The following is an 18,908-nucleotide window of genomic DNA, read 5'->3' as shown; positions in this document are numbered from 1 at the left end:
GGTGGGTCCGCCGCCCGGGGTGCGGGTGGCGATGCTGGCCGCCGCGACGAGGTCGCGGTGGCCGGAGAAGCGGCAGTGCGGGCAGGACAGGGTCCGGCCGCGGGGTTTCGGCACCCGCCGTCGGCAGGCGGGGCAGGTCGACGAGGTGCCGCGTTCGTCAACGAGGCGGACGGTGATGCCGGCGAGGGTGGCCTTGTCGGTGAGGACCTGCAGGAGCCGGCCGATCTGCCACTGCCGCAGCCGCAGGTTGTGCCGCCGCCCCGCGTCGATGTCGAGTACCCCGCGCGGGTCACCCACGTGCAGCACACCCACCCTCTGCTCCACCGCCCAGGACACGACGCTGCGGGCGGCCTCGTGCTGGGCCTGGCGGACCCGGCGCCGGTGCCGGCCCTCGACCAGGCGTGCCCGGCGGCGGTACTGGCGCCACCGCCGGGATCCCTTCTGGCCAGGTTTCGGCGTCCGCCGGGCCACGGCGCGGCGGCGGGCTTTCGTGTCGGCGAGGTGCATGCGGTGTTCGGCGCGGATCGCCCGCCCTGACACCAGCAACCCCTCCCCGCGGGGGCCGGCCACCGCGTACGGGTGGATGATCCCGAGGTCCAGCCCGGCCACCCGGCCGGGGTCCGGTTGTTCACCGGGCGGGTAGACCGTCACCGGCACCTCGGCGGTCACGTCGAGGAACAGGCGGCCACCCTCACACAGCAGGGTTACCGACCGGACCTGCTCGGCCGGATACGGCACCTCCCGCGCCAGACGCACCCACAACGGGGACGTGCCTCTGGCGGTCGGGAGCCGGACCCGCCGGTCGTCGAGGGTGAACGTGCCGTGATACCAGCGCACCGGCACCAACCCCCGCCGCCGGCGGGGGAACCGGGCCGACAGATCACCCGCCTTGCGGCGCTTCGCCGCCGCGAACCACGCATCGGAGAATCGGCGCAACACCGACCGGGCACCTGTGGTGTCCAGGTCTCCGAAGGTGCCCGGCCCGGACGCGGACAGCTCCCGACACAACTGCTGATAGCCCACCAGCGGCGCGTCCCGCCGCCGGCGCCGCCACGCGTTGACCTCCAACACACACGCCCACACGTCACCGGCCGAGCGCAGCAACCCGAAACACCGCCGCCGCTGCCCCGGCGTCACCCGCAACGCGACACGCGCGGTGCGGTGCACGACCCGCGGCAAGGCGGGATCCCGACGGCGAGGCACGAACCGAAGACAACACCATCCCTACGACACTTTCCCACCCCCGACCAACCCGGCCAACGTTTGTGGTCAGAGCACTAGCTGATCTCCTCGGCCCAGGTACGCCAGTCGTCGAGCACCCCGTGCAGCACCGGGGTGAGCCAGCCGGGCGCGGAGCGGCGGAAGACCCCCGGGTCCATGCCGCCCGCCCCGTCGGGCAGCGCGCCGAGCAGGTTCGGCACCAGGTCGGTCAGGTTGGTCCAGTGCACCAGCTCCGGCGCGGCCGGCCAGGCGCCGATCACCACCCCGGCCGGGACGGCCCGACGCTCCAACGCCTCCAGGGTGAGCGCGGTGTGGTTCAGCGTGCCCAGGCCGGCGCGGGCCACCACCACGGCCGGGGCGCCCAACGACACCGCCAGGTCGGCCACCGTCCACGGCTCGCCCGAGGGCCGCAGCCCCATCGGCACGAGCAGCCCGCCGGCCCCCTCGACGAGCACCAGGTCGTGCTTGTCGGCCTCCTCGCGGACCGCGTCGACCGCCGTGTACAGCTCCAGCGGCTCCAGCTCGGCGACCCGGGCGGCGGTGAGCGGGGCGAGCGGATCCGGGTAGCTGGCCAGCGTCCGGCCGGTCAGCGGGGCGGCCAGTCGGGTCACCGAGTCGACGTCACCCGGATCGCCGGTGGCCGTACCGGTCTGGCCGGGCTTGATCACGGCGACCCGCAGCCCGGCGGCCTGCGCCGCCGCGGCGATCGCCGCCGTCACCACGGTCTTGCCCACCTCGGTGTCCGTGCCGGTCACCAGCACCGGCCCGGTCCACGCCCCATCCGTCACAGTGCCACCTCGGTTCGCGACTGCGGGGCTCGCAAACCCGGCTCACTCCTCGCGCTCACAGTGCCACCTCGGTTCGCGACTGCGGGGCTCGCAAACCCGGCTCACTCCTCGCGCTCACGGGTGCACACGCCACGGTGACGTCCAGCGCCCGTTCGTAGTCCGCGCGGGCCACGCCAACGCTGATGGTGAGCCGGAGCCGGGAGCGGCTGTCCGGGGTGGACGGCGGCCGGAAGCAGCCCACCGCGACCCCGCGGTCACGGCAGTCCGCCGCCCACGCGGTCGCCGCCTCCGGGCTCGGCGCGGTCACCGAGACCACCGCGGCGTCGGGGGCGGAGACGGTCAGCCCGGCCGCGCCGAGCCGGCGCACCGCGAGGGCGGCCCGGTCGGCCAGCTCGGCGCGGAGGTCGTCACCGGCCCGGGCCAGCCGCGCGGCGGCGGCGACCCCGGCGGCCACCGCCGGGGGCAGCGCGGTGTCGAAGATGAACGTGCGGCCCGTCTCCACCAGGTGACGGACGAACTCGGCCGGTCCGGCGACCACCCCGCCCGCGCCGCCGAGCGCCTTCGACAGGGTGGCGGTGACCACCACGTCCGGCTCGCCGGACAGGCCCGCGGCGGCCACCGCGCCGGCGCCGGCCGGGCCGGTCACGCCGAGCGCGTGCGCGTCGTCGACCAGCAGCAGCGCGCCGTGCCGCCGGGCGACGGCGTGCAGCGCGGCCAGCGGGGCCAGGTCGCCGTCGACGGAGAAGACCGACTCGGTGACCACCACGGCCGGCCGGCCGGGAGCGGCGGCCAGCGCGGCGGCCACCGCGTCGACGTCGGCGTGCGGGGTGACCACGGTCTCCGCGCCGGAGATCCGGCAGCCGTCGATCAGCGAGGCGTGGTTGTGGGCGTCGGAGACGAGCAGCGTACGCGGCCCGACGACGCCCCGGACGGCGGCGAGGTTGGCCAGGTAGCCGGAGGAGAAGACCAACGCCCGGTCGGCGCCGAGCCAGTCGGCGAGGGTGTCCTCGAGGGCGTGGTGGGCGTCGGTGGACCCGCGCACCAGACGCGACCCGGTGGCCCCCAGCCCGTACCCGGACAACGCCCGCGCGGCGGCGGCGGTGACCTCGGGGTGGGTCGCCAGGCCGAGGTAGTCGTTGCCCGCCAGGTCGACCACGGCGTCGCCGGCAGCGCGCGGGCGCAGCGTGCGGGTGAGTCCCGCCCGGGCCCGCAGCTCGGCGCGACGGTCGAGCGCCGCCAGCCAGTCCGCCACCGTCACTCCCCTCGTCCGCCGCGCCCATGGGCGGTCCCGCCGGGCGAAGTTACCACCCGGCCGACCGGCCCCGGCGTGGCGGCGGCCGCTCCGCCGGGCTGCTCCGACGCCCCTGGTGCCCGGCTCGAACGCCGGGCCAGGGCGGTTCTCCCCCGTCGGGCGGCCTTGTAGGGTACGAGCCATGCCAGAGATCCTCGACCAGGCCCGGACCCAGGTGCTGGAGAACGGCGTCGGCCTCGACGAGGCCGATGTCCTCGCCCTGCTGAACCTGCCGGACGAAGACGTCCCCGCCGCCCTCCAGCTCGCCCACGAGGTGCGGATGCGCTGGTGCGGCCCGGAGGTCGAGGTCGAGGGCATCGTCTCGCTGAAGACCGGCGGCTGCCCGGAGGACTGCCACTTCTGCTCGCAGTCGGGGCTGTTCACCTCGCCGGTCCGCTCGGTCTGGCTGGACATCCCGTCGCTGGTCGAGGCGGCGAAGCAGACCGCGAAGACCGGGGCGACGGAGTTCTGCATCGTGGCCGCCGTGCGCGGCCCGGACGCCCGGCTGATGAAGCAGATGCGCGAGGGCGTCGCCGCCATCAAGGCGGAGGTCGACATCCAGGTCGCCGCCTCCCTGGGCATGCTCACCGAGGAGCAGGTCGACGAGCTGGTCGAGATGGGCGTGCACCGCTACAACCACAACCTGGAGACCTGCCGCTCCTACTTCCCGAACGTGGTCACCACGCACTCCTGGGAGGAGCGCTGGGAGACGCTGAAGATGGTCCGGGAGTCCGGCATGGAGGTCTGCTGCGGCGGCATCCTCGGCCTCGGCGAGACCGTCGAGCAGCGCGCCGAGTTCGCCGCGCAGCTCGCCGAGCTGGACCCGCACGAGGTCCCGCTGAACTTCCTCAACCCCCGGCCCGGCACGCCGCTCGGCGACCGCCCGGTGGTGGAAGGCAAGGACGCGCTGCGGGCCATCGCCGCGTTCCGGCTGGCCATGCCGCGGACCATCCTCCGGTACGCGGGCGGCCGCGAGATCACCCTCGGCGACCTGGGCACCCGCGACGGCCTGCTGGGCGGCATCAACGCGGTGATCGTCGGCAACTACCTGACCACCCTGGGCCGGCCGGCGACCGACGACCTCGCGCTGCTGGACGACCTGAAGATGCCGGTCAAGGCGCTCTCCGCGACGCTGTGAGGCCGTCGGTGACCGAGCTTGTGGGGGCGACGGCAGCCGACCTGTGGTGCGACCGCTGCGGTGAGTCCGCCGCCGCCGGTCCCCACCAGGCGTGCGCGGCGGCCCGGGCGCTGGAGCCGCCGCGCTACTGCGCGCACTGCCGGCGCCGGATGAAGGTGCAGGTGCTGCCGGTCGGCTGGTCGGCGGTCTGCGTCGAGCACGGCGAGATCCGGGGCTGAGCCCGGTGCTGCGGGGGCGGGCGGTGACGCTGCGACCGGCGACGGACGCGGACGTGCCGGTCCTCGCGGCGATCCGGGCCACCCCGGAGGTACGCCACTGGTGGCGCGGCGGCGGCGACCTGGCCGAGGCCGTCCGCGCCGACCTGGCCGACGACGACCTGACCGTGTACGCGATCGAGCACGACGGCCGGGTGGTCGGCGCGATCCAGTGGTACGCCGAGCCCGACCCGGACTACCGCCACGCCGCGATCGACATCTTCCTCGACCCGGCGGTACGCGGCACCGGCCTCGGCGGGGACGCGATCCGCACCCTGGCCCGGCACCTGGTCGATCAGCACGGGCACCACCGGTTCACCATCGACCCGGCGGCGGCGAACACCGCGGCGATCCGCGCGTACGCGAAGGTGGGCTTCCGCCCGGTCGGCATCATGCGCCGGTACGAGCGCGGCGCCGACGGCCGCTGGCACGACGCCCTCCTGATGGACCTCCTCGCCGACGAACTGCCCGACTGACGCAGCGGGGGCGGCCCGGGCAGCGCCGGACCCGCTGCCGTCCTGGTGGAGGCCGCGGCCCCAGTCGTCGCGGGCGGCCAGCCAGGCGGTGTGCAGGCCAGCGGTGGGCGCGATCAGCTCCGGCATGCGGCGAGGCTGGCGGGTCGGGCGCCCGGCGGACCATCGCACTCCCGGCCTCACCGGTCCCAGAGCAGGTGGCCGTCGGGCTGGCGGCGGGCGCCCTCGGCCGGGCGGTGTGGGCTGAGCCGGCCATCGGGCATGAGATGGGTCACCGGGGCACCGCGGCCGAGCACCGCGACGTCGGCGATCAGCCGGCGGTGGCAGCGCCACCACATGCTCTCGCTGCACATCACCGCCGTGGTCCGGGCCGCCGCGTCGGCGAGCACCCCGTCCAACGCGGCGTCGAACCCGGCGGTTCGGGCGTAGGCGGCGTACGCCCGGAAAGCCGGGACGGTCCACCAGGTGTCCGGCTCCGGCTCCCCGGCCGGGACGTGCCGGCGTCCGCCGAGCCGCGCCTCCCAGCGGTACCCGATGCCCCGCTCCGGCAGCCAGCGGGCCAGTTCCTCGCGCCGGACGTCTGGATTGGTGCGGCTGGCCGGGTAGCGCCGCACGTCCACCACCAGGGCGATCTCCGCCGCGGCCAGCAACGCCCCCAGCCGCTCGCGGTCGGCCGCGCCGTGTCCCACCGTCAGCAGTTCCGCCACGACGGTGCATTGCCCCGAATCCCGGCGACCTACCCGCACGCCGGCCTGCGGACGATCGCGACCAAACCTCTCGGTCGGGACGAAGCTCGGCGCACGTCGGTGTCCCGATCCGAGGGTGACCCGTCCATCCGGACGGCCATCGCGGCTCCACCCCTGCCGGTTCCACCTGACAGCGGGCCGACGAGCCCGCCGACCGAGGAGGAACCATGTCCCCGAATCCACGCCGGCGCGAGACGCTGATCGCGCTCGGCCTGGCCGCCGGCCCCGTCGTCGCGCTCGGCTTCACCCGCTTCGCGTACGCCCTGCTGCTGCCCGCCATGCGCGGCGACCTGGACTGGACGTACGCGCAGGCCGGCGGCCTGAACACCGCGAACGCCGCCGGCTACGTGATCGGCGCCGGGACGGCCGTGCTCTGGGCCCGCCGGCTCGGCGACCGGGCCGCCTTCGCGGGCGCCCTCGCCGTCAGCGCGCTCGCCCTGCTGCTCACCGCGACCACCGCGGACTATCCGGTGCTGAGCCTGCTGCGGTTCGTCGGCGGCCTGGCCACGGCGGTCTCCTTCGTGCTCGGTTCGGCGCTCGCCGCCCGGGTCGCCACCGGCGGTGGCCAGCGCCGGGCCGCGCTGCTGGTCGCCCTCTACATGACCGGGGTGGGCATCGGCGTGGTGCTCTCCGGGCTGCTGGTGCCGGCGGCGCTCGCCGTGGCCGGGGACGCCGGGTGGCGGGCCGGCTGGCTGCTGCTCGGTGTGGTGGCCGTGCTCGCGGTCGGGCCGGCGCTGCTCGCCGTCCGGCGGATCCCGGCGGCGGCCGCGCCGACCGGCGCCGGGCTGCCCCGGGCGGACCTGGCCCGGCTCGCCCCGACGTTCGCCTGGTACGTCCTCTTCGGCGCCGGCTACGTCAGCTACATGACCTTCGTCATCGCGCTCCTGCGCGACCAGGGTCTCGGCATCCCGGGCATCGCCACCTTCTTCGTGGTGCTCGGTCTCGCCTCGGCGGTGGCCACGCTGGCCGTGTGGGGGCGGGTGGTCGGGCGGCTGCCCGGCGGCCGGGCGCCCGCGCTGGTCTCGGCGCTGGTGCTGGTCGGCGTGCTGCCGGTGCTGCTGCTGCCGGCCGGGCTGCCCGCGGCGCTGCTGTCGGCCGCGATCTTCGGCAGCTCGTTCATGGCCGGCCCGACGGCGGCCACCGTGCTCGCCCGGCGGGCCCTGCCGGCCGGCGGCTGGACCGCCGGCATCGCCCTGCTGACCGTGGCGTTCTCGGTCGGTCAGGCGGTCGGCCCGCTGATCTCGGGCGCGCTGTCGGACTCTGGGGGCGTCGCGGTGGGGCTCTGGCTCTCCGTCGCGCTGCTGGCCGCCGCCGGCCTGGTCGCGCTCCGCCAGCGCGACACCGTCCCCGCCGAAGCCCCGGAGCCCGTGGCCGCCCTGCGCCGCTGACCCCGGCGTCGATCCGGGACCTGCCCGTCCGGCCGCTCCCCCGCCGGCCAGGACAGGTCCCGGGTCGGGCGGGGTTCAGGGGGTGGGGTTGATGCCGGTGGTCCGGAAGCGGGAGCGGTAGGCGCCGGGGGTGACGCCGAGTTCGCGGACGAAGGCCCGGCGCATCGTCTCCGGGGAGCCGAAGCCGACCCGGCGGGCCACCACGTCCAGGGTGTCGTCGCCCCGCTCCAGCAGGTCCTGCGCCGCCTCGACCCGGACCCGGTCGAGGTACACCGCCGGGGTGATGCCCAGCTCGCTGCGGAACAGCCGGCCCAGGTGCCGCGCGCTCACCCCGGCCAGCGCCGCCAGGCCGGCCAGGTCGTACGGCCGGGCCGGGTCCGCGGCCACCGTGTCCAGCACCCGGCGCAGCAGGTCGTTGCGGGTGCTCGCGGTGTTGGTGCGGACGCTGAACTGGGACTGCCCGCCGGGGCGCTGCATGAAGACCACCAGGTGCCGGGCCACCGCGCGGGCCGTCTCCGGGCCGAGGTCCGCCTCGACCAGCGCCAGGGTCAGGTCGATGCCGGCGGTGATCCCGGCCGAGGTGATGATCCGGCCGTCGGCGATGAAGATCGGGTCCGGGTCGACGGTCAGCTTCGGGAACTGCGCGGCGAGCTGGTCGGCGAGGTCCCAGTGCGTGGTCACCCGGCGGCCGTCCAGCAGGCCGGTGGCGGCGAGGGGAAAGGCCCCGGCGCAGACCGAGGCGGTCCGGTCGGACCCGGCGGCGAGCCGGCGGATGTGGTCGAGCAGCGCCTGGTCCCCCGCGGCGGCCTGCCAGTCCGGCGCACCGGGCACGACCAGGGTGCCGACCGGGCCGGGCACGTCGGGCAGCGCCAGGTCGACCCCGAGCCGGGCGCCGGCGCTGCTCACCACGTCCCGGCCGTCGGGCGAGGCGAGCAGCGTCCGGTACGAACCGCCGTGCTCGTTGGCGACGGTGAGCACCTCCAGCGGCCCGGTGACGTCGAGCAGCCGCACCCCGTCGTAGACGACGAAGAGCACGGTGTCACTGCGCCCCCGGGCCCGCACGGGTCGAGCCTAGCCAGCGTCTCTGGTTTCCTATGTGATCCTCAGCGAGCCGGGCATCCCGTCTGTACCGCCGCCCGGGTGGGTGATGGGGGTGGCGTATACGTGGCGGTGGAAGCCGCGGCCGAGGAGGGCCCCGCGGACCCGGTGGGGGTTTCGCGGGGTGGTGGTGGGAACCGTGTGCGGCACCTGGCGACCGGGCCCTGACGGGTTGGTCTCCTGGGGTGTCCGTCCCGCCGGACACTTGCCGGCAGACCTCGCTGAGGGGACTGTCGGGGCGGGAACCTGCCGTCGCAAGGGCAGCAGGCATGAGGTCTTGACCGTCGCAGGTCTGGTCTGCTTCCGGGTGGGTGCGGTTTTGCGTCGATCCCGGACCGGCCTGCTGGTGGCGGCTGGGGTTGGTCGACGGGTCCGCCGCCGGACTGGTGTGTCGGTGGCGGTGCGGATCGCGGCGTTGCCGTTGCGGTCGCGGCGGGTTTTGGTCTGGTTGGTCAGGCCCCGGGCGGCGATGCGTTGCGCGGCGGCGTGGTCACGGTCCAGTGACAGGCCGCACGAGCAGGTGGCCCAGCGGCATCCGGCCGCCCTCCGGTCCGGTGCGGTGACGTGCTTCACCGGGCCACCGCAGCGGGGACAGCCGGATGAGGTGCCGCGCGCGGGAACGGTGACGACGGCGATGTCTGCTTTCGCGGCGAGGTGGGCGATGGCGGTGAACACGGTGCCGCGGACCGCGCCGGATATCCGCCGGTTGAGGCTGCGTGACCGGCCACCTGCCTCGAGCGTGGCGAGGTCCTCGACGTAGATGACGGTGGCCCCGTGCCCGGTCGCGTGGTCGACCAGCCACCGCGCCGCCGACCAGGCAACAGCCTTGTTGAGATGCCGGATCCGGGCGCACACCGCCGCATGCTCGGCCTCCAGGCGGGCAAGCTTCCCGGTCAGCGCCGGATCCGGGTGGGTGGGCCGGCCGTCGCGCAGCAGCGCCAGATGGTCGGCTTTGGTTTTCAGGTGTTCACGGTGACGGCGTAGCCGCACCAGCTTCGCCGACACGCCGGTCGCGTCGAACCGCAACGGCCGCCCGTCCACGACGACGCAGCCGTCCCGGTCGAGGTCGGCCACGGTCGCGGTCAGCAGGGTTTTCACACCCCAATCGGCACCCAGCCCACGGGTGTGGCCGTCCACCGGCGGCCGGGTGTGCGGGGTCCGCCACGACAGGTCAACGCGAACCCTGCCAACACCGGGCCGCAATGTCGGACTGCACACCGTCACCCCGGCCGGCACGGTCGCCGGTAGCGCCACGTCGAAGGCATGCCACACCCAGTCCCGGTACGAGGCCGGCGCCGCGCACACCGGAAGCTGCGACCACACCCTTATGATCGTGTCGTCGACCCAGTCGACGACGACCTGCTGCCGGTCGGCCGCGGCCAGGCTCACCTGCCGAGCCGCTGCCGGCGGACCCTCCAACTCACACACGTCCGCCGGCAGCCGGCCACACACCTTGACGTATCCGCTGATCTGTCGGGTCCGGTTGCGGATCGTCGCGTTATCGCAGCCTTCGGGTAGCGCCGCCCGTAACGCTGACCATTCCTCGGCGGTCCGGGCGAACGGGTCGGCCGGCCACGTGGCCAGCAGCGCGGCAACGACCGCGCGGCGGTGGCATGCCAGGCGCAGAGCGCGAGCGGCTTCTTCCTCGGCGATGCGACGAACCCGGTCCGACACCACCACACCCGCCGGCGCCACCGCACCCCAGCCCAGCCGGCGCACCGCCATCCACCCACTGGCCGGCAGACGCCTCCCATCAGGGCCGACCCCGGCGGCAAGCACCGCAAGAGCGGCCTCCGACCAATGCGCGCCGATCACCACGTCGGCCATGCCCCGCACCAGGTCCGCCAGCCATCCCACCCGCTCGGCAAACACCCGCCCAGCCACACGCCCCTGAGCTCCGGGCGCGTCGGGGCTACCGCCGCACACCGCCCGGTACGCGGTGCACGGCGCGGTCGACGTCAACCACCCGCCAGCCACCACCACACCCCTACCCGCACCAACCCCGGCAGTCGACGCTTCACCATACGGGACCGGATCCCGCAAAACCGGCCGCCAGCACGGCCACCAGCGACCGGAAAGCCCACATAGGATCGCCTAGCCAACCAGCCAGCAGTGGCAAACCCTGGTCGTGACCGGTTGCCGGTCGGCGTAACCGGCAACCGGCCGACGGGGTGGGCGACCGGGTGCCGGGGTGGGCGACCGGATGGCGGGTCACGGCGTCCGGATCCAGTACCGCCGGGTCCGGCCCAACTCCGTGTCCCGGACGTCCTCGAGCACGCCCCCGTGCCGCTCGATGGTCCGGGCCGACGGCACGTTGTCGTCGGCACAGGTGACCAGGGCCTGGCCGATCCCGCGCCGCCCCGCCTCGGCCAGCGCCTCCCCCAGCGCGAACGTCGCCGCCCCGCGCCGCCGGGCGGACGGGCGCACCCCGTAGCCGATGTGTCCACCCGCGCGCAGCAGGAAGTCGTTCAGGCGCAGCCGCAACGAGACGGCGCCGAGGACCTCGTCCCCCTCGACGATCCACCAGTACACCGCCGGGACCCGACCCTCCGGCAGCGGCCGGGACTCGTCGGCCTGCTCGCGGAGCGAGCGCACCCAGGCCGCGAACCCGGCCGGCGAGTCGACGTCGTCGCCGGGTTGCAACCCGCTGCCGTCCTGGTGGACACCGCTGCCCCAGTCGTCCCGGGCGGCCAGCCAGGACCGGTGCAGGCGGGTGGTGGGGGCGATGAGCTCCAGCATCGGCGCAGGCTAACGGTGCGGCCGCCGAACCGGCCAGCGCTTTCCCGATCCCCCGCCCGAGCACCGCTTGAGCAGAACACCCTGGATCTTGGACAGTTGCCGTTGGTGGTGAACGGCAACTGTCCAAGATCTCGGGAGACGCCCGTGCGGGAGGCGCACGCGGTGCTGGAGGCGGGCGCCCAGCCGGTGATCCCGGCCGTGCCGGGTGTTGGTCGCGGTGCGGCGCGCAGGGGTCTGGTGCCAGGAGGCCGGGTAACGCGGTCGTCACCGGTTGGTGAAGACGACGCCGACCCGGGGCCCGGAGCGCAAAGGCCCGCTTTCGTGTTACATCGACACGCCCTGAAATCGGCTCGATCTTGCCGGATCTCGCCCTCCCGGCGGCAACATCTTCCCAGCTCAGGCCGACCGTCCGATATAGCCATCCGGCGCGCCGCATGGGATCATGTGCCGTCCCCTCACCACATCCTGGAGGATTTTTCATGCCACAGCGTCGGCACGTGGCGCGCGCGGCCCTCACCGCAGCCGCCGCCACGGCCTGCCTCGCCTTCGCCGCTCCGGCCTGGGCCACGGGCAACCCGCACAACCCGCCCGGCGACAACGGCACCGTAAAGATCGACGGCGCTCCGTTCGAGGACGAGGTCGACAACCAGCCGCACGTCACCTGCGACTTCGAGCTGGAGTTCTTCAACTTCGACGAGAGCCAGAAGGCGAACATCACCCTCTGGGCGCAGCCGCCGTCGAGCAGCCCGAAGGACAAGGTCGTCTGGTCGAAGAGCAATGTGCTGATCAGCAACGACCCGGCCTCCGGCGCGGAGAACGACCACGATGAGGTCATCAAGCTCTCCGCCAAGGACCTGGACCTGGCCGGGTTGACGCTGCACCCGCAGCAGGGTTACCACATCAAGCTCGACGTGGACCTGACCGACGGCAAGGCGTTCGACGACAAGCACAAGGTCTTCTGGCTGAAGCCGTGCGAGTCGAGCGAGTCGCCGTCGCCGAACCCGGGCGGGGAGACGTCGACCCCGACGCCGGGCGGATCCGACAACCCGTCGGAGAACCTGTCCGCGAACCCGTCGGGCTCGGCGGGCGGCGGCAGCGGTGGGGGCACCGGCACCGAGGGCGGCCTGCCGCTCACGGGCGTGGCCGCGACCAGCATCGCGCTGACCGGCCTCGTGCTGATCGGTGGCGGCGTCGCGCTGATGGTGCTCCGCCGTCGCCGCGATAAGATCACCTTCACCAGCTGACCCACGCGTCGGCAGCGACCGGCCGTCGGACCTCGGTCCGGCGGCCGGTCGGCGCTTTCCCGGAGAGCCCGGCCCTGGCGCGGCAGCCCGGCTCGTGCGCGGCAGCCCGGACGGGTGAGCTGTTCCCTCCCACCACCGCCAGCCGTAGGCGGCTGAGCAGCACCTCAGCCGATACGATCATGGCGTGGACGCGCTCGACCCGCACCGGACCGCCGTCATCCTGATCGACCTGCAACGGCGCATCGTGGACCTGCCCACCGCCCCGCACACCGGCGCCGACGTGGTGGCCCGGCCGGTCGCCCTCGCCGACGCCGCCCGCGCCACCGGCGCCACCGTCGTGGTGGTCCGGGTCGAACGCCCCGGTCCCGACCCGCAGCCGGCCGGGAGCGAACTGGTTCCCGAGGCCGTACCACGACCCGGCGACCTGGAGATCGTCAAGCACAGCTGGGGCGCCTTCCACGAGACCAGGCTGGACGATGCCCTGCGTGCGCGGGGCATCGACACGCTGGTCGTCGCCGGGCTGGTCACCAACTTCGGCGTCGAGCAGACCGCCCGGGTGCCGAGGAGATCGGCTACCGCGTGGTCTACCCGCACGACGCGACGTCCGGACTGGACGCGTACGCGCACGAGTTCGCCGTCGACTACATCTTCCGCCGGCTCGGCACGGTCGCTCCACCGACGAGGCGATCGCGGCGCTCCGACCGGCCGGCGTTCGTTGAACCCGATCCGGCCTTGATCCGTACTGACGGGTAACCCGGTCGACGTCGCCCGGAGATGGATCACATAATCGGCAGCATTCTATTCCTTTGAGGCGTACCCCCAGGTCAGAGCCTGTGTTCGACGGTCGCGATAATCCGCGAACGGCGCCGCACGGCGGACCTGGTGTCCTGGCATACGAGCGTACGGTTGCCGCCGCGCTCGACGGCGCGGGACAGTACCCGACACCAGCGGTGCCATCGACGCCGCCGCTCCCCCGGTCCACCCTGAGGAGAAACGCGATGGCTCTCAGACTCGCCGACGGCACCGCCTGGTCCGACACCCTCGCCCGCGCGGTGGCCGCCACGCCGGAGGCCTTCGGGGCCCCGGCCGACGGCGTCACCACCCTGCACAACCTGGTCCAGGGCGACTGGCGGGCGGTCGGGGCACCCACCCCCGTCCGCACCCCCGTCGACAACACGGTCCTGGTCAACCTCGCCCGGCTCGACGCCGACACGGCCCGCGCGGCGGTCGCCCACGCCGCCGCCGCGCACCGGGAGTGGGCGCAGACCCCGCTCACCGACCGCAAGGCCCGGGTCACCGACGCGCTGGACGCGCTCACCGCGCACCGCGACCTGCTCGCCCTGCTGCTGGTCTGGGAAATCGGCAAGCCGTGGCGGCTGGCCTGCGCCGACGTGGACCGCGCCCTCGACGGCGTCCGCTGGTACGTCGGCGAGATCGACCGGATGCTCGCCGACGGCCGGGAGCCGCTGCCCGGGCCGGTCAGCAACATCGCCTCCTGGAACTACCCGATGAGCGTGCTGGTCCACGCCGAGCTGGTGCAGCTGCTCGCCGGCAACGCGGTCATCGCCAAGACCCCTTCCCAGGGCGGCGCGGTCTGCCTCACCGTCGCGCACGCCCTCATGCGCCGGGCCGGCCTCCCCGCCACGCTCGTCTCCGGCGGCGGCGAAGAGCTGTCCGAGGTGCTCGTCCGGGCGCCGGAGATCGGCGCGGTCGCCTTCGTCGGCGGCCGCTCCAACGGCGGCAAGGTGGCCGCCGCGCTGCTCGACTCCGACAAGCGCCACTTCATCGAACAGGAGGGCCTCAACGCCTGGGGCATCTGGAACTTCTCCCAGTGGGACCTGCTCGCCGCGCACCTGAAGAAGGGCTTCGAGTACGGCAAGCAGCGCTGCACCGCGTACCCCCGGTTCGTGGTCCAGCGCGACCTGGTCGACGAGTTCCTCGACATGTACCTGCCAGTCGTCCGCTCCGTCCGGTTCGGACACCCGCTCGCCGTCGGCGCCGACTGGTCGGCCGGCGACCCGCTGCCCGAGCTGGACTTCGGCCCGCTGATCAGCGCCGCCAAGGCCGAGGAGCTGCGCCGCAAGGTCGACGAGGCGCTACGCGGCGGCGCGGTGCCGCTGCACCGCGGCAAGCTGGACGGCGCGCCGTTCCTCGACGGGCAGGACACCTCGGCGTACGTGGCCCCGGCGGTGCTGCTCGCCCCGCCCGGGCGGTCCGGGCTGATGCACGCCGAGCCGTTCGGCCCGGTCGACACCATCGTCGTGGTGGACACCACCGACGAGCTGCTGGCCGCCATGAACGCCTCCAACGGCGCGCTCGTGGCGTCGCTGGCCTGCGACGACACCGACGAGGCGGCGAAACTCGCGGTCGACCTCCAGGCGTTCAAGGTGGGCATCAACAAGCCCCGCTCCCGGGGCGACCGGGAGGAGCCGTTCGGCGGCCGGGGCGCCTCCTGGAAGGGCGCCTTCGTCGGCGGCGACCTGCTCGTGCACGCGGTCACCGTCGGCGGGGACGGCCGGCTCTACGGTAACTTCCAAGACTGGACGGCACTACCGCCAAACGTCTGACCGTTTAGGCAAGCGTCCGTCATCCGTCAGGGTGCGTCCGGATCGGCCGAGGCGAGCGAGCACGACCCGGACTAGGTGCTGGAAGAGGCCCTAGAAACGCCGAACGTCCCGGCCCTGGGTAGCACCAGGGACCGGGGCGAACGGGCGCGAGAAGTGGCTTTACGAGGGGTACGACGGCTGGCGCCGCCGTCGGCCTTCGCTCGCAGCCGGTGTAGCGCTACCCCGCTACAGTCGCGCGGGTGACCGGAGAGATTTCGTGAACTGGCGTCAATTCGTGGTCGCGATGGTTCAGGCCCTCGTGTGGCCGGCGGTCGTCGTCGTGGTCCTCGTCATGTACCGCCGCCGTGTTGCCGAACTGCTCGGCGACAATCTCCGCCGGCTCAGAGCAGGCCCTCTTGAGGGTTGAATGGGAAAAGGCCGCGGAGGAGGTCAGAGCCACCATCGAAGCTGTCGAGGCTGTGTCGGACGCCAGCGACGACGACCAGCCGTCAAAGGTTGAAGAGCTCCTTACCATCGCGCGATCCCTCGTCAACGAGCGTCCGCCCTTGGCGATCGCGTTTGCCTGGGAGGCCGCACGGTACGCCTTCGAATCGCATCTTCCAGGCGAGGGTTTTGAGGATCTTCGGGGGCTTCGGAAGATGTTGGCGAGAGCGAAGGCACGTGGCCTAGTCAACCCCGGCGTGGCACTTGTTTTTGAGCGGCTCTTCCCGCTTGGCATGTTGTCCTACGAGGCTAAGGGGACGGAGGAGCAGGCCCGAGAGTTCGTCGATCTGGTGGAGGACTTCCGGACGCTCCTCGACAAGCCGACGGCGACTTCTGACGTAGTGGCCTCGTCACGGCCTGCGGCCTCGCCCTCTGGCGGCCGAGACCACGTCTCCTCCACGTAGCGCTCGTAGGCGCGTAAACGCCAAAAGCCCCCGACCAGCGCGGAGCCAGAGGTCGGGGCTAGGCGCTCGCCCGCCTCGCCCGGCGCCCTCAGCCGCGTCAAGTCGTCGAGCCCGAGGGTAGGCCGTTGGTTGCGTGCTTCCGCCAGGGCGCGGCCGGGTCGGCCAGGGTGTCGAGGATGAGCTGACACCAGGTATGGGCCGCGCCGACCGCCAGGTGCGCGTGACGCGGACGCAGGCCGGCGCGCGACGCTGCTGGAGCGTGTCCAGTCCCCCAGCCTTCATTCCGCAGCTCGCCGAGGCCCATCGCGACGCTCATCAAGCCGCCGAGGATGCGTTTCACCGCGTTGCTTCCATCCGGTCCTGGCACCTGCGTTTGCGGGTGCAGGAGCAGCGCCCGCTGTGCGAGGTCGATCAACGCCCGCAACTTCGCCGTCTTGTCTTCGAACGGCACGCCGAGCTCAATGAGGACAGTCTTGGCGGTCGCCTCGACCAGTTCCTTCGCGGAGCCGATCGCCTGCGCCGGGTCCGTCGGTAGCGCCCGGTCGATCCTGTCGAACGAGTCCAAGATCATGGTCGGGTCGCGCAGTGCGCCCAAGGATCGGGGCAACCTCGCCGCGGCGGCGGCGAAGCTGTCCGCCTTCGGCTTGATTCTGCCGTCCGCGTCCAGGTCGAACCCCTGGCGGTCTAGGAACTTGCGCGCAGCGTCGATCACCCCGTCGGCTAGCCCATCGAGCAGCGTTTCGTAGACCCTGAGCACTCTCGCCACGTGCGCAGGGTCGGCCCAATCGACGTTGTCCTCGTACTCGTGCCACAGCGTGCGCCGGTCGCCTGCTTCGTTGTTTGGGTCGCCAGAGGGGACGAAGCCTTAGTCCTCCCACATGCCCGTGATCAAGCGCAGCACAGAGGTTTGAGCGGCGAGCTCACGGAAGTGCCGTCGCACGGGCAGCGGGACGAGCTGGCGATAGGTCACGGCCGCCAAGCGTATCCACTCGTCCACACACTGTGCTAACCGTTACGCCTCACCGGGCTGGTCTACTTGAGGACCACGCCGGCAACCCCGAGAAGATACCGACAAGCAGACCCAGGGTCCCCAGACCTTGGCTGGGAGGCCGGGGCCGACGAGAAGACGAGCTTGACCAGCGCCATAAGGCCAGCGCCGGAACGGCCGACAGGATGCCGCCGGATAGGCCCGGCTTCGCGACGGCGAGCTGGGCCGAGAGCGACAGACCGGCGGCGGCGACAAGCAGCGCGCGGGTAACCGGCGGCCTTGCTGGCGCGGCGACGGCGGCGGATGTCGAGGAGGGCGGCGACCGGGACGAGCTCGGATATGCACGCGTTAGCCCAGCCGAACCAGTCCGGCGTACCGGCGGGGCTGTTGGTCATGGTCCAGTCGTGGACGTGTGTAAACGAGGCTGCGCCAGCGGCGAGGCCGACCACGAGGAGGATCGCCACGAGGACGACGGACTCGGCCCGCTCGGCGCGGGTCGGTCGGTGGGTAGGCTCGGACAAAGCGGCACCTCCAGAGTTCCGTTAGGGCCTCGGCGGCGCTGCAATCGCTCGCCGGGGCCTGCCTTGTTGGTGGGCCTGGGTCAGGCGTCGGCGGACTCGTCCTCGCCCGCCCAGCGAACGCGGAAGCGCGCCTCCGGCGGTAGCGCACGGTCCCGCAGGATCGTGACGACGTCGAAGGTGAGCAGGTACAGCGCCCGCCGGTCCTCGGCGGTGCCGCCGTCGAGCGACTCCAATAGCTGGAACGCGTCGAGCAACCCACCGACGTCGACCACGTGGTCCGCGTCGGGAGCGGCGGCAGTCGCAGCGGCGAGACGCGCCGTCGCTCGCTCGTAAAGCGCCGTCCATCGCGCGATGCCGTTGACGCCGACGAACTCGCCCCGCTCGTACCGTGCGGCTTCGAGGTCGGCGACGGCGGCCTCCGCGTTCGCGATCGCGGCGACGGCGGCCCGTCGCTCGGCGTCGTCGACCGGGTCTTGCTCGCGGAGCCAGCGGGCGGCGACCGCCTGGAACTCGGGCGAGCCGGGCTCCAGCGCGGCGACGCGGCGAGCGACGCGCGACGACACCTCGGCGGTAATCGCGGGGGCGTTGACGTAGTTACCCGGACACGGGCTCGCGCCCTGCGAGCTACGTACGCACTTGAACGCGTCCGCGCCCTTCTTCCGCTGGCCTCGCCCGCCGCGCTGAAACGTCATCGCGCCGCCGCATTCGCACCGCAGAAGCCGGCTCAGCTCGTGCGCCGGGGCAGCACCTACGGCCGGCCTGCGGCGGCCGTCGGCGTTGAGCGCCGAGCGGGCGTTGAGCGCCGTTTGTAGGCCGTGCCACTCGCCGGGGCTGAGGATCGGATCGTTGGCGACGACGATCAACTCGCCGTCCTCGCCGCGTACGGGGAGACCCTCGTTCGGCAGCCAGCCAGCCAGCGCCGGGTTACGCAGGATGACGCGGACGGACTGGAGCTGCCAGGTCGGCGGGCCGGTGTAGGTGCGGCCGTTGCGGGCGGGCTTGTCGGGCCGCTTGTAGCCCTTGGCGGCCTTCGGCGTCGGCACGCCCTCCGCGTCGAGCCACTTCGCGAGGGCGCGTAGCGAGTCGCCGGTCATGGCTCGGCGCACCAGCTCGCGGACGATCGGTGCCTCGTCGGGGTGCCGCACGAGGCGGTGATCTTGGACGACGTAGCCGAAGGGCCGTTCGCGGGTCCACCAGCCCTTGCGGCGGTCGTTGGCTTGGCGCGAGAGCACGCGGGCCTTCAACGTCTCGCGCTCGGTGTAGGCGACCTCGGACAGCACGGCGGCGGTGATGCGGAAGGCGTGCGAGTCGCTGTCCATCCGGTCGCCGTAGGTCAGCATTCGGCCGCCGGACGCCTTGAGGACCTCCAGCAGCCGGGCGACGGCGGGTAGCCCTTCGCGGGAGATCCGGTCGAATCGCCACGCGAGCAGGGCACCGGCGCGGCCGGCCGCGGCGTCGTCAAGCCACGCGAGGAACGCGGGACGCGTCGAGAGCGCGCCAGACAACCCGTCGTCGACGTGGGTGGCTACAACGGTCTAGCCCTCGTCGAGCGCGAGGCGGCGCAG

At 73.3% G+C, this 18,908-nt stretch carries 17 protein-coding genes and 2 pseudogenes; 8 read left to right on the top strand and 11 right to left on the bottom strand.

Annotated elements, in window-relative coordinates:
* The 3 genes from DKT69_RS19765 to DKT69_RS19755 all read right to left on the bottom strand — a co-directional run.
* Positions 1 to 1,179: RNA-guided endonuclease InsQ/TnpB family protein (locus DKT69_RS19765; RefSeq protein WP_161557894.1), on the bottom strand; the 1,179-nt coding region annotated here is incomplete at its 3' end.
* A 98-nt stretch (positions 1,180 to 1,277) separates the two neighbouring features.
* Entirely contained in the window at positions 1,278 to 1,982 is a 705-nt protein-coding gene (gene bioD, locus DKT69_RS19760; protein WP_109803001.1) for a dethiobiotin synthase, read from the bottom strand.
* Positions 1,983 to 2,064: 82 nt separating this feature from the next.
* The gene (locus DKT69_RS19755; RefSeq protein WP_109803008.1) at positions 2,065 to 3,261 is read right to left on the bottom strand and encodes an 8-amino-7-oxononanoate synthase; all 1,197 of its coding nucleotides are present in this window, start codon (positions 3,259 to 3,261) and stop codon (positions 2,065 to 2,067) included.
* A 181-nt stretch (positions 3,262 to 3,442) separates the two neighbouring features.
* Between DKT69_RS19755 and bioB the strand changes: the two genes are divergently transcribed.
* The 3 genes from bioB to DKT69_RS19740 are packed head-to-tail and all read left to right on the top strand — an operon-like array spanning position 3,443 to position 5,168.
* Positions 3,443 to 4,438: a biotin synthase BioB gene (gene bioB / locus DKT69_RS19750; protein ID WP_109803000.1), complete on the top strand. Its 996-nt coding sequence runs from the start codon at positions 3,443 to 3,445 to the stop codon at positions 4,436 to 4,438.
* Between the two features lie 8 nt (positions 4,439 to 4,446).
* Positions 4,447 to 4,656, top strand: a complete 210-nt coding sequence (gene bsaP, locus DKT69_RS19745; RefSeq protein WP_109802999.1) for a biotin synthase auxiliary protein BsaP — start codon at positions 4,447 to 4,449, stop codon at positions 4,654 to 4,656.
* 5 nt (positions 4,657 to 4,661) lie between these two features.
* Positions 4,662 to 5,168: a GNAT family N-acetyltransferase gene (locus tag DKT69_RS19740; protein ID WP_109802998.1), complete on the top strand. Its 507-nt coding sequence runs from the start codon at positions 4,662 to 4,664 to the stop codon at positions 5,166 to 5,168.
* A 176-nt stretch (positions 5,169 to 5,344) separates the two neighbouring features.
* Here DKT69_RS19740 and DKT69_RS19735 read toward each other — a convergent pair whose 3' ends face one another.
* Positions 5,345 to 5,872, bottom strand: coding sequence for a DUF488 domain-containing protein (locus DKT69_RS19735; RefSeq protein ID WP_109802997.1), 528 nt, complete (start codon positions 5,870 to 5,872; stop codon positions 5,345 to 5,347).
* A 206-nt stretch (positions 5,873 to 6,078) separates the two neighbouring features.
* On the opposite strand from DKT69_RS19735, the gene DKT69_RS19730 reads away from it, so the two are divergent.
* Positions 6,079 to 7,299 carry a YbfB/YjiJ family MFS transporter gene (locus tag DKT69_RS19730; protein WP_109802996.1) on the top strand — a complete coding sequence of 407 codons (1,221 nt, stop codon included), beginning with the start codon at positions 6,079 to 6,081 and terminating at the stop codon, positions 7,297 to 7,299.
* A gap of 75 nt (positions 7,300 to 7,374) precedes the next feature.
* On the opposite strand, the gene DKT69_RS19725 is transcribed toward DKT69_RS19730, so the two are convergent.
* The 3 genes from DKT69_RS19725 to DKT69_RS19715 form a co-directional block, all read right to left on the bottom strand.
* Positions 7,375 to 8,361 carry a GlxA family transcriptional regulator gene (locus DKT69_RS19725; protein ID WP_236648099.1) on the bottom strand — a complete coding sequence of 329 codons (987 nt, stop codon included), beginning with the start codon at positions 8,359 to 8,361 and terminating at the stop codon, positions 7,375 to 7,377.
* Between the two features lie 30 nt (positions 8,362 to 8,391).
* On the bottom strand, positions 8,392 to 10,254 hold the full coding sequence (locus tag DKT69_RS19720; RefSeq protein ID WP_109802995.1) for a zinc ribbon domain-containing protein: 1,863 nt from the start codon (positions 10,252 to 10,254) through the stop codon (positions 8,392 to 8,394).
* A gap of 354 nt (positions 10,255 to 10,608) precedes the next feature.
* Positions 10,609 to 11,136 carry a GNAT family N-acetyltransferase gene (locus tag DKT69_RS19715; protein WP_109802994.1) on the bottom strand — a complete coding sequence of 176 codons (528 nt, stop codon included), beginning with the start codon at positions 11,134 to 11,136 and terminating at the stop codon, positions 10,609 to 10,611.
* A 479-nt stretch (positions 11,137 to 11,615) separates the two neighbouring features.
* On the opposite strand from DKT69_RS19715, the gene DKT69_RS19710 reads away from it, so the two are divergent.
* The 4 genes from DKT69_RS19710 (at position 11,616) to DKT69_RS19690 (ending at position 15,834) form a co-directional block, all read left to right on the top strand.
* Positions 11,616 to 12,380, top strand: coding sequence for an LPXTG cell wall anchor domain-containing protein (locus DKT69_RS19710; protein WP_161557892.1), 765 nt, complete (start codon positions 11,616 to 11,618; stop codon positions 12,378 to 12,380).
* A 184-nt stretch (positions 12,381 to 12,564) separates the two neighbouring features.
* Complete coding sequence (locus DKT69_RS19700) at positions 12,565 to 13,116, top strand: isochorismatase family protein (RefSeq protein ID WP_236648089.1); 552 nt, start codon at positions 12,565 to 12,567, stop codon at positions 13,114 to 13,116.
* Positions 13,117 to 13,378: 262 nt separating this feature from the next.
* Positions 13,379 to 14,947, top strand: a complete 1,569-nt coding sequence (locus DKT69_RS19695) for an aldehyde dehydrogenase family protein (protein ID WP_109802991.1) — start codon at positions 13,379 to 13,381, stop codon at positions 14,945 to 14,947.
* A gap of 395 nt (positions 14,948 to 15,342) precedes the next feature.
* On the top strand, positions 15,343 to 15,834 hold the full coding sequence (locus DKT69_RS19690; RefSeq protein WP_146231143.1) for a hypothetical protein: 492 nt from the start codon (positions 15,343 to 15,345) through the stop codon (positions 15,832 to 15,834).
* 97 nt (positions 15,835 to 15,931) lie between these two features.
* Here the strand turns inward: DKT69_RS19690 and DKT69_RS19685 are convergent, their stop codons facing one another.
* The 4 genes and pseudogenes from DKT69_RS19685 to DKT69_RS41135 form a co-directional block, all read right to left on the bottom strand.
* A complete protein-coding gene (locus DKT69_RS19685) occupies positions 15,932 to 16,600 on the bottom strand; it encodes an abortive infection family protein (RefSeq protein WP_201749744.1) in 669 nt (222 codons plus the stop codon).
* A gap of 320 nt (positions 16,601 to 16,920) precedes the next feature.
* A pseudogene (locus DKT69_RS39960) lies at positions 16,921 to 17,343 on the bottom strand (DUF2637 domain-containing protein); the annotation flags it as partial.
* An 80-nt stretch (positions 17,344 to 17,423) separates the two neighbouring features.
* Complete coding sequence (locus DKT69_RS41140) at positions 17,424 to 18,059, bottom strand: recombinase zinc ribbon domain-containing protein (RefSeq protein ID WP_368666262.1); 636 nt, start codon at positions 18,057 to 18,059, stop codon at positions 17,424 to 17,426.
* 90 nt (positions 18,060 to 18,149) lie between these two features.
* Positions 18,150 to 18,863 (bottom strand): annotated as a pseudogene (locus DKT69_RS41135) (recombinase family protein); the annotation flags it as partial.
* Positions 18,864 to 18,908: the final 45 nt, after the last annotated feature.

This window comes from Micromonospora sicca (assembly GCF_003172935.1).
Lineage (GTDB): Bacteria > Actinomycetota > Actinomycetes > Mycobacteriales > Micromonosporaceae > Micromonospora > Micromonospora sicca.
This window is presented reverse-complemented; position numbering and strand designations above follow the sequence as displayed.

Excerpts from the sequence above, each read along its gene's own strand:
- bioB (WP_109803000.1), top strand. The coding sequence starts at position 3,443 with ATGCCAGAGATCCTCGACCAGGCCCGGACCCAGGTGCTGGAGAACGGC.
- DKT69_RS19730 (WP_109802996.1), top strand. The coding sequence starts at position 6,079 with ATGTCCCCGAATCCACGCCGGCGCGAGACGCTGATCGCGCTCGGCCTG.
- DKT69_RS19715 (WP_109802994.1), bottom strand. The coding sequence starts at position 11,136 with ATGCTGGAGCTCATCGCCCCCACCACCCGCCTGCACCGGTCCTGGCTG.
- DKT69_RS19710 (WP_161557892.1), top strand. The coding sequence starts at position 11,616 with ATGCCACAGCGTCGGCACGTGGCGCGCGCGGCCCTCACCGCAGCCGCC.
- DKT69_RS19695 (WP_109802991.1), top strand. The coding sequence starts at position 13,379 with ATGGCTCTCAGACTCGCCGACGGCACCGCCTGGTCCGACACCCTCGCC.